The sequence below is a fragment of the Rhodococcus sp. MurmanLake-1 genome, assembly GCF_056945715.1.
On sequence record NZ_JBWZNF010000002.1, the window covers coordinates 359,121 to 371,178 of the forward strand.

Below are 12,058 nucleotides of genomic sequence, written 5' to 3' on the forward strand. Positions count from 1 at the left end.
CAGCTCCGACGCGGGCAGTCATGCACCCGACGATTGCGTTGGGCGGCTACATTGGGAGTCGGCAAAACGACGTCTAATTAGGGTTGTGGACATGGCAGGTGGCGACAAGGCAGACCAGTCGGTGGTTGAACGTAGCTCGGTGACCGGACGTCGTACGACGCCGTCGCAACGAGCGCGTTTTCGCCGGATTGTCGACGCCGCAATGGAATCCGCCTCCGAAGGCGGCTACGACGCGGTGCAGATGCGATCGGTCGCCGATCGCGCCGGCGTCGCGATCGGCACTGTTTACCGGTATTTCCCGTCCAAGAACCACATGCTCGTCGTCGCATTGTTGTGGATGTTCGAGGGTTTGCGTGACAGATTCCAGGACTTTGTAATCCCGGGCGAGACTCCGTCGGACCGAATTCTGTTTGTGCTGCGCAAGAATACGGAGGTCCTCGAGACCGACCACCTCCGTTACGAAGCGTTGGTTCGGGCGTACATGTTCGCGGACGCGTCGGCGACTCCGGAACTCAACGCGCTCGGTGGCGTCGTGACCGAGATGTTCGCGAAGGCGATCGGCGTCGAGGAAGTCTCGCAACAGCAGATGGATGCGGTGAAGGTCATCGACGACGTCTGGATGTCGAGTCTGGTCTCGTGGGTTGCCGGCCGGATGACGACGGACGAGGTGATGGCGCACCTCGAACTTGCCGTGCGACTGGTCTTTCGCAAGTTGGGTGGATAGCGCTCAGACGGTGTAGCCGCCGTCGACGTTGAGCTTTTGACCGCTGATGAATCCGGCCGCGTCGCTTGCGAGGAAACATACTGCTTCGGCGATGTCGGCAGCTGATCCGAAGCGCTTCAACGGAATTCGGCTCATCGTCACATCGAGTGCGCTCTGGTCGAGTTCGGCGGAGTTGATCAGTCGCTCCGCCATTCCGTCCGTCAACATGCCTGGTCCTACCGCGTTGAACCGAACGCCGTAGCGTCCTTCCTCTGCGGCGAATCCGCGAACAAGTTGTTCGACAGCCCCTTTGGTGCCTGCGGAGAGTCCGTCGCGCACGGGAAAACGATCCGTTGCCGCGGTTGTCACCGCTACCACCGAACCCGAAGATGCCCGCAGCGCAGGCAGGGCGGTGTGGACGAGTGTGAAGAACGCCGCGGCTTCCTGGTTCAGTTGTTCGGTGAAGAACGCCGGCGTCACGCGCGAGAGGTGCGTCATCGGGACGTGCGGTCCCGCAGCGTGGACGAGGGTCGTCAACGCGCCCAGATCGCTGACCGCATCGCGGACGGCGGAGCTGATCGACAACTCGTCGGTCAAGTCGAGAGAGTACGAGTGGGCGAGCACGCCATGCGCTCGAATCTGCTCGCTCAGCTGCTCGGCAGCGTCCTTGTTGTTTCGGTAGGTGAAGGCGACGTCGTGCCCGCGGTCGGCGAGAGTAAGCGCGATCGCCGACCCGATTCCACCGGTTCCGCCGCTGACAAAAGCGGTGCGTGCTGCGCTCACAATGCCTCCAGAGGTGTGCCGTTTCATAACCTAGCAAATGCTTGGTTGGGTTCTGTCTGGGAATATATCAGTACGCGAAGGACAGGCTCAGATTGCTATCGCAACCGGACTGATCGTCCTAATCTGTTGCCATGTCCGGAGACAGTGTGCAGTTGACCGACGGGGCGCCCGGTGGGGAATCGGAACCTCACGCACCGAGTTTGAACAATCGCCTGAATTGGCTGCGTGCAGGTGTTCTGGGGGCAAACGACGGAATCGTCTCGACCGCAGGCCTCGTGGTCGGTGTTGCGGCAGCCACAACCGAGCGCTCGGCGATCTTCACGGCCGGTTTCGCTGGTCTGGTTGCCGGCGCTGTGTCCATGGCGTTGGGTGAGTACGTCTCGGTCAGCGCTCAGCGAGACACCGAACGCGCACTCCTGCAGAAGGAGAAGAAGGAACTCCTCGAGACACCGGAGGCGGAACTCCAGGAACTGACCGAGATCTACGAGAACAAGGGATTGAGTCCGGAGACGGCCCGCCGCGTCGCCGAAGAATTGACCGAGCACGATGCTTTCGCGGCACACGTCGAAGTCGAATTGGGTATCGACCCGGATGATCTCACCAATCCATGGCATGCGGCGATTTCGTCGGCAATCTCGTTCACGATCGGTGCGGCGATCCCGTTGGTCGCAATTCTGTTGCCTCCGACGGGTATCCGCGTCCCGATCGCCTTCTTTGCAGTGCTGATCGCACTTGCACTGACCGGGACGATCAGCGCGACGCTCGGCGGAGCCCGCAAGACCAGAGCGGTGCTACGAGTGGTGATCGGCGGCGCGCTCGCGATGGCTGTGACCTACGGAGTAGGTCAGTTGGTGGGCACGGGCCTCGCCTGACCCCTGCTGTGCGCCTTTATTAACCGCGGGGGGTTAATAAAGGCGCACAGCAATTCAGGCGCGACAGATCATGACCGGCCCTGGCGCATGGTGCAGCAGATTCTGGCTGGTCGAGCCCATCACGGCGGCGGCCATCGCACTGCGGCCGTGGCTTCCGACAACTATCAACTGCGCGTCGTCGGCGTACTTGAGCATGACGGGGGCGGCGGCGCCGGGTTCACTGATGCGGGTGACCGGCACGTCCGGGTACTGATCGGCCATGCCGGCCAGGTTCTCTGCCAGCAGTGCCGATTCCTCCTGCTCGACGGCCTCCCAGTCGATGAGGATTCCCGCTCCGCCTTCGCGGAAGGTGGACGAACCCTGCCAGGTGTGGACCGCGATAAGCGGCGCGTCGAACTGATCGGCATAACGAAACGCGTACTCGACGGCCTTCTTGCTCAACGCACTTCCGTCGACTCCGACGATGACGGGACGTTGATCCGGACCGGGATTCTCCGCCGAACCACGCCAGACGGTGACCGGACAGGTTGCGTGATTTGCCACCTTCAGTGCGGTCGATCCGAGCAGTCGCGAGCGCAGTGCGCCGGATCCGGTCGACCCCATCACGATCAGGCGTGCGGTACCCGAGGATTCGAGGATGTGCGTCGACGCCGGGCCCGGTGCGATCTCGGATTCGATGGTCAGTTCCGGGAATTCAGCTGAAATCACCGCGGCGGCGGCATCGACGATCGCTTCGCCGTCTTCGCGGATCTGGCTGAGGAACTGCGACTGCAACATCACTGCAGCGGGACTGTAAATCGGACCCTCCTGCGGCAGGGCATGCGCCAGAATCAGTCGTGAGTTCACCGCGTTCGCGACCGAGGCTGCCCACCGGGCCGCCGCCGTCGAGGCCTCGGATCCGTCGATACCGGCGACGACGTCCTGGTGTCCTGCAAGTGTGTTCATGTCTACTCCTCTGAAATGATCGAGATCGGTCGACTGGTTACAGCCTGGTCACCAGAGTGACGACGCTGATTTGACGGCTTCCTTCCACGTCTTGCGGAGCAGTGTTGATTGCCCGTCGGCGATTTCCAGTTCTCGTCGGTAGGCCATGCCCAATCCAAAACTGGTGAGCGAGGTGTGCTCCTGCTCCGCAGCAATTTCGAGCAGATGATGTTGGGCTACAACGGAATCCTGATGCTCGCCGAGAACGTCCTGGAAGTGGCTGAAATGCTTCAAGGCACGCTTGGCCCGGCTCTTCGACACCGGTTCCATGACCTCGATCGCGTACTTCATCCGCTTGGCGCCCTTGCGTGCGCGGTGCATTCGCTCGTCACGCTCGGTGCGGGTATCGGCATCGAAGACGTGATCGACTCGCTTACCGACCTTGTGAGCTAGATGGCGCAGGGTATGCGCCAGCTCTCGTGCCGACGCCTTCTTTCCTACACGGTGGGCGGCAGTGTCGAATTCGAGGTCGCCGACGTACTCGTCGAGTCGATCGAGCAGTGTGGTGTAGCGCTCGGAATCGAGCGCTTCGAGGGCGGTTTCCTGTGCGGTTTCACCGCGGGCCGAGAAGTACTCGTCGATTCGAGCGCGCACTGCTTCTCGCTCGGGCATCTCGTCGATTTCACCGAGTCGTTCCACAAGACGCTCCCACTGGACCTCGACGTCGCGGGCGTCACCGAACTTTCCACCGATCCACCGAAGATCCGTGATGAGATCGTCGGTCTTGGGGGAGTGACCGGCGTACGACTGTAGAGCGCTGCGAATGCGACGTGCTGCGACCCGGAAGTCGTGAACGGCTTCGTCGTCGGCGCGGCGCGTGCCGAGATCCGCGGCGACCAGTGCGCGCAGTTGTTCGATGAGATAATTACGCAACAGAATTCGCGGATTCGACGCTTTGCCTGTGGTGACCTCGTGGCCGACGTATGGAGTGACCGAAGTGCCCAGTGCTCGTTTGAGTTTGGACGGACTGGCAGAACGCTCGAGCCCCGCATCCAGTAGAACCGACTCGATTGCATCGGCCAGGGCTTGCCCGCCTGCGCCTTGTTCGACCTCGACTTCCTGCCACGTCGACTCACCGGAACCGTCTGCCTTGCAGGCGATGACGGTGTCGGAGACCACTTCGGCAAGCAGAACACCGTTTTCGCCGTTGAGTCTGGTGCGCTCCCGATCGGTGATGATCAGGGCGACCGGCACCAGATCGTGACCGCGGATGACCGCCCGGATCAGACTCGCCAGCGGCAAGGGCACATCGGTGCTCTCGTCCGGGGGAAGCTGGATTTCGGTTCTAGTATCCTCGCCTGCGGGAAGTTTCATGTGCCACCCCGCGTCATCGCCGCCCTCACGCTTGCGCAGCGTGATCTTCTCGGCGAGTAACCGGTAGTCGGCGGTGTCGAAGTAGGTGGCAGAGAGCTGTATCGAGTCGTGGACCGGTTCGCCGACGACACCGGGAAGTCCACCCAGCGCGGGAACTTCCTGCTCGGCCGGCGCCTCGTACTTGCGCTCGATCTCCCGTACGGCTTCGGGTACGACGGCGGTCTTGCTCATCTGGTCTCCTCTTGCGGTGCGGTCTGCGCTTCCATCCTCCCGGTATCGGAGGCGCAGTGGAAGGGTCCGGGGTCCCTACGGCGAGTCGCCACGGCCTGATTCGTCCGGCCAGGACAGGGTCCGCCGACTTTCGAACCGTTGCAGCCGGCCGGTCGTGGGATCCTCGAACTCGAGAACCTTCGACAGCAGGCGCAGCGGGTTCGAATAATCCTCTGCGGCAACGTCGTAGAAGTCGGGATAGAAGTTGTCGCCGTGGATCGGGAGCCCGAGCGAGGTCATGTGCAGGCGAAGTTGATGGGTCTTGCCGGTATGGGGAATCAACCGGTACCGCGCGAAGCCGTCTCGCGTCTCGATCAGTTCGATCCGCGACTCGCTGTTGGGTTCGCCCTCGATCTCCGCGGCCTTGAGCACGCCGCGTTCTTTCACGATGCGACTGCGCACGACCACGGGAGTGCTCACCTGCGCGTCGTAACGCGCGATGGCCTCGTATTCCTTGGTGACGCGGCGCTCGGCGAACATGGTCTGATAACCGCGCCGGGCCGGCTGATGCACGGTGAACAGCAGCAGTCCTGCCGTGACGCGGTCGAGGCGATGCGCTGGACTCAACTCCGGCAGATCGAGATCTCTGCGCAACCGCACCAAGGCCGATTCGGCGATGTATCGCCCGCGGGGCGTGCTCGCGAGAAAGTGCGGCTTGTCCACGACCAGGATGTTTTCGTCCCGGTAGAGGATGTCGATCTCGAACGGCACCCGCGCTTCGACGGGAGCGTCGCGGTACAGGTAGACGAAACGCCGGGGGGCGAAACCGCTCGTCTCGGTGATCGCGACGCCCTTCTCGTCGACGACCTCCCCGGCTGCGACTTTCTCCCGTAGGCGGACGGCGTCCTGGGGAAACCGTTCGAGCAGGTAGTCGAGCGTCGTCGCCCACATGCCGTCGTCTGGCTGACGGATGCGACTCGGGTTCAGGCCGTCGCGGACGGGAAGGGGAGATCGTGACACATCTTCAAAGCTAGCCGTCCGGGCGGCATCGAGACCTATTGACGACATATGGGACGGAAGTTACTATCCGGTAAGTTCGTGACGCCGGTCACTGTCGTGGGGGCAGGGCTGGGTCATCACAACAGAAAATTGGGGTTTTCGTGAGGACACGACTTCTACGTCGAAGGTCGACAACGATTGCGGTGGGGCTGTGCGTCGTGGGATTGACGGTGCCGAGCGCCGTCGCTTCCGCGGATCCGACGGGAGGGTCGGACGGACAGACCTGGCTCGCGGCCACGGAGACTGCGCCGCAGTATCCGGGCGTCTCCGTCGAGTGGGACGTACCCATCACGATGAGTGACGGCACGGTTCTGCAGGCAAATGTGTACCGACCGGCGGATGCGTCCGGGCGCGCTGTGGAATCGAAGGCGCCTTCGGTTCTCAACATAACTCCGTACACGAAACTGCTGGACACGTTGGTGGATTCAGCTCTGTCGATCCCGCAGGTGGGTGAGACGTTGATGGACGTGGCGAACTCGCTCGACCTCGCGGCGCCGTTCGACGGAGTCTCGGAGTTGACGGGCGTCATTGCCGGCGGAGGCGCCAGGGTTCTCGGCGTCAACCGTGATCTGGTCCAGAACGGATACACGCAGGTAGTGGTCGACGCACGTGGAACCGGCTTCTCCCAAGGTAATTGGGACGTGCTCGGCAAGCGCGAGCAACAGGATTCGGTCGAAGTCATCGATTGGATGAGCAAGCAGGGGTGGTCCGACGGCAAAGTGGGGATGGCCGGAATCTCGTACTCCGCGATCAACTCCGTACAGGCCGCGAGTAACAATCCGCCTGCGTTGAAGGCAATCTTCCCGGTCGAACCAGGCAACGATCTGCTACGCGACATCGTCGGAACCGGTGGAGGACTCGGAGTCGGGTTCATGCCGTTGTGGCTGACCGCGGTCAACGGGCTCAAACTCGTTCCGAACGTTCAGGACATCCTGCAAGGCAACTTCGATCCACTGTGGTTGGCGAGCCGCCTCGAGGATCCCGGCACCCTGATTCCTGAACTGGTACAAGCGATGACGGCCCAGAGAATCGAGGACGTGTCACCGTCGACTCTGCAAGTCGCACAGGACGGTCAGTTCTATCAGGACCGATCCGCTGACGTCGGCAACATCACTGTTCCGACGATGGTCTACGGCGGTTGGCACGACATCTTCGCCAACAGCGAGCCGCGGATCTACAACGGAATCGATCTGCCGGCCGGGCAGAAGCAGTTGATCATGGGCAACGGCTATCACGTCACTCCCGGTGGAGGATTCGGCAAGGACGGTGCGCCGCCTCGCCTCGACGTACTCGAACGCGCGTGGTTCGACAAGTGGCTCAAGGGCATCGACAACGGGATCGAGCGATACGGTCCGGTGACGATGTTCCAGCAAGGTGGCGGATGGATCACGGATGATCAGTTCCCGCGAGCGGGCGCGACGTACGAGCGTATGTATCTGAACTCCGCGCCCAGCGGAACTGCCGCCCATGCGGCCTACGACGGTTCACTGACCAGTGACCAGCCCAGTGCCGCAGCGCGATTGACAGTCGCACCCGGACTGCGAGGCTTCTGCTCCGGTGACGGAACTCAGGGCACTGCCGGGATCTCCGTGGTGCTCGGTGCGTCGTGTTCCAAGGACTCCCGATTCCAGGAAGCGGAGGGTCTGACGTTCACCGGTGAGGCAGTCACGGAGCCGACCTCACTCTCGGGCCCGATCAACGTCCACCTCGAGACAGTCCTGGACGCGACGGACGGATTCTGGGCAGCGACGGTCAACGACGTAGCGCCGGACGGAACATCGACACCGATCACGAACGGCGCTCTGACTGCGTCGCTCCGGGCGGTCGACGATTCCAAGAGCACTCGCTCGGCCAACGGTGACTACAGTGAACCGCACCACTATCTGACGATCGACACGCGTCAGCCGGTGGTTCCCGGTGAGGTCACCGCCGTCGACATCAACATGCTCCCGACGGACGCAGTGCTACAACCCGGTCACCGGCTCCGCGTCGACGTCTACGCTGCCAGCGTGCCGCGATACCTGGCGCTCGGGCCGATGCTTGCCGACAGCCAACTGAAGCCGCAGCACATCGAATTGGCTGCGGATCGGCCGAGCTTCGTCAACGTTCCGTTCGTCGGGGGTCGCTGACCCGGACTGGATCGGCGGCGTGAGAACCTGCGGGCTCGCGGACGTTCTGCGAAGATCGTCCGATGACAGAATCCCGACTCTCCGCCGCCGTCCACGATCGTCTGGACGGACTTCTGGATCCGGTGGACGAGCGGCTCGCGGCGCAGTACCCGGGAAACCGTGACGAGATCCAGCCCGTGCACACGATTTACGTCAGTGCCGCGGATGCAACCGTCGACACCCCTCGTCTCTGGGGTGAGCAGGCGATCGCGCTTCTCGATTCCCATGCGCATGTGTTCGCCGATCTCGACACGGAGAATGCGCTCGCAGCTGTGCGAGTTCAACTCGGCCGCAAGCCGGTCCAAGACTTTCGGATCGATTTCGAGGACGGGTACGGACGCCGCAGCGACGAAGAAGAAGACGCAGCAGCGACGTCGGCCGGGCGGACGCTTGCGGCGTTGAGCGCTGATCCTGCCGGGCCGAACTGGGGTGGCATCAGGTTCAAAGGGCTGCCGGCCGGTGAGCGTCGGCGCTCGATCAGGACGCTCGAGCTTGTGATCGACGCGGCCGGCGGAGTGCCGGACGGATTTGTCTTCACCGTTCCCAAACTGCGCGCGGTGGAGCAGGTCACGGCGACGGTGGTGCTCTGCGAAGAACTGGAGAAGGCGCACGGACTCGAGACCGGGTCGCTTCGGTTCGAGCTGCAGATCGAGAGCCCGCAGGCGGTCATCGCTGCCGACGGAACTGTGGCAGTTGCTCAGGCCATCCATCGCGGTGCCGGCCGTCTGACCGGTTTGCATTACGGCACTTACGATTACAGTGCGGCTTGCGGAATTGCATCGCGTCATCAGTCGCTCGAACATCCGGTGGCAGACCACGCAAAGGCTCTCATGTTGGCTGCTGCCGCGCAGACCGGCGTCTGGGTGTGCGACGGGTCAACTCAGGTCGCGCCCGTCGGGAGCGCCACGGCGATCCGCGACGCGATCACTCGGCACCACCGCCTCGTCACGCGGTCCCTGGAACGCGGTTACTACCAGGGGTGGGACATGCACCCCGGGCATCTGGTCACCCGCTGGCTCGCCACGTTCGGCTTCTACCGCAACGCGCTCGGCGCCGCTGCCCCGCGCATCCAGTCGTACCTGGGGCGCCAAGGTGGCGATGTGATGGACGAACCTGCAACTGCCCAGGCGCTGGCAGCGGTGGTACTGCGTGGGCTCGACGCGGGGGCTTATCCAGAATCCGACGTTCTCCGGCTCGCCCCGAGCGCGGACACCAACGCACTCCACCACCTCGTAGGACGCACCACACCGATCACAGGAGAACACTGACCGATGAGCACCACCGAATTCACCTTGCTGCCCGACCTGGCACTGCGCACCCTCGGCGGAGCCGTCATCTGGGCGAACGACGAGGCATTCGCCGAGCGCGAGGCCCTGATCCGACCAGGTAAAGCCGGATACCAGCCGGCGACGTTCGGACACAAGGGGCAGGTGTACGACGGTTGGGAGACGCGTCGTCGCCGTGTGGCAGGTCATGACGAGGCGATCGTGCGCCTCGGTGTTCCTGGAGTGGTGCGAGGCGTCGTGGTCGACACCGCGTGGTTCAAGGGCAATTACCCGCCCGAGATCTCGGTGGAAGCAATCTCCGTCGACGGGTATCCGGATCCCGTCGACCTGGCCGGATCCGGCGAGTGGACAACCATCGTCGAACGCTCGACCGTGCACGGTGACTCGGAGAATCCGTTCTCGGTGGTTTCGGAGGATCGATGGACGCACGTCAAGCTGACCATTTATCCGGACGGCGGCGTTGCGAGATTCCGTGTTCACGGTGAAGCACGGCCAGACCCGCGTTTCCTCGATGCCGGGCCGTTGGACCTCGCAGCACTCGAAAACGGTGGCCGCGTGACCGATTGCTCCAACATGTTCTACAGCTCACCGCAGAACATTCTGTTCCCCGGACGCGCTGCTTCGATGGGGGACGGGTGGGAGACCGCCAGGCGCCGCGACGACGGAAACGACTGGGTGCAAGTACAACTCGCGGGTGAAGGCGTGTTGAGTTTCGTCGAGATCGACACCTCGTACTTCCTCGGAAACAGTCCAGGTGAGGGCGCTCTGACCGGCCGAACTCCGGAAGGGGAGTGGATCGAACTGTTGCCGCGTACGACGCTGCGTCCGGACACGCGCCATCGCTTTCCGATCGATTCCGAAGTTCCGGTCACCGATGTCCGTCTGGACATCTTCCCGGACGGTGGCCTGGCGCGGCTGAGAGTATTCGGCGTACTCACCGACGCTGCTCGCGCTGTGATCTCCGGGCGCTGACGGTAAAGTTGTTGCCATGAGCGACTATCCGCGCGACGACTATCCCCGGGACATGGTGGGGTACGGCCCTCATCCGCCGCATCCGCACTGGCCCGGCGACGCGCGGATAGCGGTTCAGTTCGTACTCAACTACGAAGAGGGAGCCGAGAACAACGTCCTCGACGGGGACGCGGCTTCGGAGACTTTTCTGTCGGAAATGACTCCGGCGGAGGCATTTCCGAATCGACACATGAGCATGGAATCGCTGTACGAGTACGGCTCCCGGGCCGGGTTGTGGCGTGTCCTGCGGACCTTCGAGCGGCGAAACCTGCCTCTCACGGTCTTTGCGGTGGCGCGGGCAATGCAGCGTAACCCGGAAGCAGTCAGTGCTTTTCAGGAGTTGGGTCACGAGATCGCGTGTCACGGATTACGTTGGAAGTCTTACCAATCCGTGGACATCGAGCGTGAACGCGCCGACATGGCCGAGGCAGTCCAGATTCTGCAAGATCTGACGGGTTCGGCGCCTCTCGGTTGGTATACCGGACGCGATTCACCGAACACCCGCGAATTGGTGGTCGAGCACGGCGGCTTCGTCTACGACTCCGATTCGTACGCCGACGATCTGCCGTACTGGGTAGACGTTCCGCGTGGCACAGAGTCGGTGAAGCATCTCGTCGTTCCGTACACGCTCGATACCAACGACATGCGTTTCGCCTCTCCAGCAGGATTTCCCAGCGGCGATCAGTTCTTTGCGCACCTACGTGACGCCTTCGACGTGCTGTATGCGGAGGGAACGGCCGGATCACCGAAGATGCTCTCCGTCGGGTTGCACTGCCGCATAGTCGGACGCCCTGCCCGAGCTGCCGCCCTCGAGCGTTTCCTGGACCATGTGCAGTCACACGAAAAGGTCTGGATCTCGCGGCGAATCGACATCGCCGAGCACTGGAAGACCATTCACCCCGCGTAATGCGGGGCTATTTGCGCGCCTCGATCAGAAATCGACTCGAGTACGCGACAAAAGATCCGTCTCGACGGATCTGCTGATCGAGTTCCCGGAGCCGGTCCAGATACTGCGCGACGGTGAATCCCGGAACCATCCAGATCACCTTGCGTAAGAAGTAGACAACGGCGCCGATATCGAAGAATTCCATGCGCAGACGCTCGAAACGAAGGTCGACGACGGTGAGCCCGGCCGAAATCGCGTCGGCGCTTTCGTCCTCGTAGTGCCGTCCGCGACGAGCCTGCGGCTGAGGACCGAGGAAGAACTCGACGAGTTCGAACACGCTGGCGTGACCGACATGTTGAGCGAAGTACGTTCCTCCCGGTTCGAGTACCCGAGCGATCTCGGCCCACCACACCGTCGCAGGGTGTCGACTGGTCACCAGATCGAAAGCCGAATCGGCAAACGGTAGCGGTGGCTCGTCCGGATCCGCGACCACCACCACACCTCGGGGACGCAGAAGCGCGGTGGCCTTGGTTACGTTCGGTGGCCAGGATTCGGTTGCCGCCATCACCGGCGGGAGTGTCGGTGCAGCGGCGAGGACTTCGCCGCCGCCGGTCTGGATGTCCAGCGCAGCGCCGGCGCCACCGAGACGTTCACCCATCAACCTCTGATACCCCCACGACGGACGCTGCTCCGTGGCGCGCCCGTCGAGCCACGAGAAGTCCCACCCGTCGACGGAGGCGGATTCGGCTTCGGCGACAAGTTCCTCGAAACTTCGTGACATG

11 protein-coding genes are annotated in these 12,058 nt (G+C 62.9%); 6 read left to right on the forward strand and 5 right to left on the reverse strand.

The annotated features are described in order from the left end of the window. Positions 1 to 91: 91 nt before the first annotated feature. Positions 92 to 724: a TetR family transcriptional regulator gene (locus AC2ETI_RS08085; protein WP_019745059.1), complete on the forward strand. Its 633-nt coding sequence runs from the start codon at positions 92 to 94 to the stop codon at positions 722 to 724. Between the two features lie 3 nt (positions 725 to 727). Here the strand turns inward: AC2ETI_RS08085 and AC2ETI_RS08090 are convergent, their stop codons facing one another. Continuing rightward, positions 728 to 1,513, reverse strand: a complete 786-nt coding sequence (locus tag AC2ETI_RS08090; RefSeq protein ID WP_182262454.1) for an SDR family NAD(P)-dependent oxidoreductase — start codon at positions 1,511 to 1,513, stop codon at positions 728 to 730. 104 nt (positions 1,514 to 1,617) lie between these two features. Between AC2ETI_RS08090 and AC2ETI_RS08095 the strand changes: the two genes are divergently transcribed. After that, positions 1,618 to 2,358, forward strand: a complete 741-nt coding sequence (locus AC2ETI_RS08095) for a VIT1/CCC1 transporter family protein (RefSeq protein ID WP_019745057.1) — start codon at positions 1,618 to 1,620, stop codon at positions 2,356 to 2,358. 54 nt (positions 2,359 to 2,412) lie between these two features. Here the strand turns inward: AC2ETI_RS08095 and AC2ETI_RS08100 are convergent, their stop codons facing one another. From AC2ETI_RS08100 to AC2ETI_RS08110, 3 genes are all read right to left on the reverse strand, one after another. After that, positions 2,413 to 3,303, reverse strand: coding sequence for a universal stress protein (locus AC2ETI_RS08100; protein WP_042952793.1), 891 nt, complete (start codon positions 3,301 to 3,303; stop codon positions 2,413 to 2,415). Positions 3,304 to 3,351: 48 nt separating this feature from the next. Continuing rightward, positions 3,352 to 4,887, reverse strand: a complete 1,536-nt coding sequence (locus tag AC2ETI_RS08105) for a CYTH and CHAD domain-containing protein (RefSeq protein ID WP_336503594.1) — start codon at positions 4,885 to 4,887, stop codon at positions 3,352 to 3,354. Positions 4,888 to 4,962: 75 nt separating this feature from the next. Then, on the reverse strand, positions 4,963 to 5,886 hold the full coding sequence (locus AC2ETI_RS08110) for a pseudouridine synthase (protein WP_483633762.1): 924 nt from the start codon (positions 5,884 to 5,886) through the stop codon (positions 4,963 to 4,965). A 140-nt stretch (positions 5,887 to 6,026) separates the two neighbouring features. Here AC2ETI_RS08110 and AC2ETI_RS08115 point away from each other — a divergent pair, with 140 nt between their 5' ends. The 4 genes from AC2ETI_RS08115 to puuE all read left to right on the forward strand — a co-directional run bounded on the left by AC2ETI_RS08115 (position 6,027) and on the right by puuE (position 11,297). Then, positions 6,027 to 8,054, forward strand: a complete 2,028-nt coding sequence (locus tag AC2ETI_RS08115) for a CocE/NonD family hydrolase (protein ID WP_483633763.1) — start codon at positions 6,027 to 6,029, stop codon at positions 8,052 to 8,054. Positions 8,055 to 8,116: 62 nt separating this feature from the next. Continuing rightward, complete coding sequence (locus AC2ETI_RS08120; protein WP_483633764.1) at positions 8,117 to 9,361, forward strand: DUF6986 family protein; 1,245 nt, start codon at positions 8,117 to 8,119, stop codon at positions 9,359 to 9,361. Between the two features lie 3 nt (positions 9,362 to 9,364). Beyond that, the gene (alc, locus tag AC2ETI_RS08125; RefSeq protein WP_020970582.1) at positions 9,365 to 10,351 is read left to right on the forward strand and encodes an allantoicase; all 987 of its coding nucleotides are present in this window, start codon (positions 9,365 to 9,367) and stop codon (positions 10,349 to 10,351) included. Positions 10,352 to 10,367: 16 nt separating this feature from the next. Next, positions 10,368 to 11,297 (forward strand): allantoinase PuuE, encoded by a 930-nt coding sequence (puuE, locus tag AC2ETI_RS08130; protein ID WP_020908892.1) that lies wholly within the window; start codon positions 10,368 to 10,370, stop codon positions 11,295 to 11,297. A 7-nt stretch (positions 11,298 to 11,304) separates the two neighbouring features. Here the strand turns inward: puuE and AC2ETI_RS08135 are convergent, their stop codons facing one another. Next, positions 11,305 to 12,057 (reverse strand): class I SAM-dependent methyltransferase, encoded by a 753-nt coding sequence (locus tag AC2ETI_RS08135; protein ID WP_029256099.1) that lies wholly within the window; start codon positions 12,055 to 12,057, stop codon positions 11,305 to 11,307. Position 12,058 lies beyond the last annotated feature (1 nt).

Coding starts and splice junctions, on each gene's coding strand:
- AC2ETI_RS08120 (WP_483633764.1), top strand. CDS start 8,117: ATGACAGAATCCCGACTCTCCGCCGCCGTCCACGATCGTCTGGACGGA.
- alc (WP_020970582.1), top strand. CDS start 9,365: ATGAGCACCACCGAATTCACCTTGCTGCCCGACCTGGCACTGCGCACC.
- puuE (WP_020908892.1), top strand. CDS start 10,368: ATGAGCGACTATCCGCGCGACGACTATCCCCGGGACATGGTGGGGTAC.
- AC2ETI_RS08100 (WP_042952793.1), bottom strand. CDS start 3,303: ATGAACACACTTGCAGGACACCAGGACGTCGTCGCCGGTATCGACGGA.
- AC2ETI_RS08085 (WP_019745059.1), top strand. CDS start 92: ATGGCAGGTGGCGACAAGGCAGACCAGTCGGTGGTTGAACGTAGCTCG.
- AC2ETI_RS08105 (WP_336503594.1), bottom strand. CDS start 4,887: ATGAGCAAGACCGCCGTCGTACCCGAAGCCGTACGGGAGATCGAGCGC.
- AC2ETI_RS08095 (WP_019745057.1), top strand. CDS start 1,618: ATGTCCGGAGACAGTGTGCAGTTGACCGACGGGGCGCCCGGTGGGGAA.
- AC2ETI_RS08135 (WP_029256099.1), bottom strand. CDS start 12,057: ATGTCACGAAGTTTCGAGGAACTTGTCGCCGAAGCCGAATCCGCCTCC.
- AC2ETI_RS08090 (WP_182262454.1), bottom strand. CDS start 1,513: ATGAAACGGCACACCTCTGGAGGCATTGTGAGCGCAGCACGCACCGCT.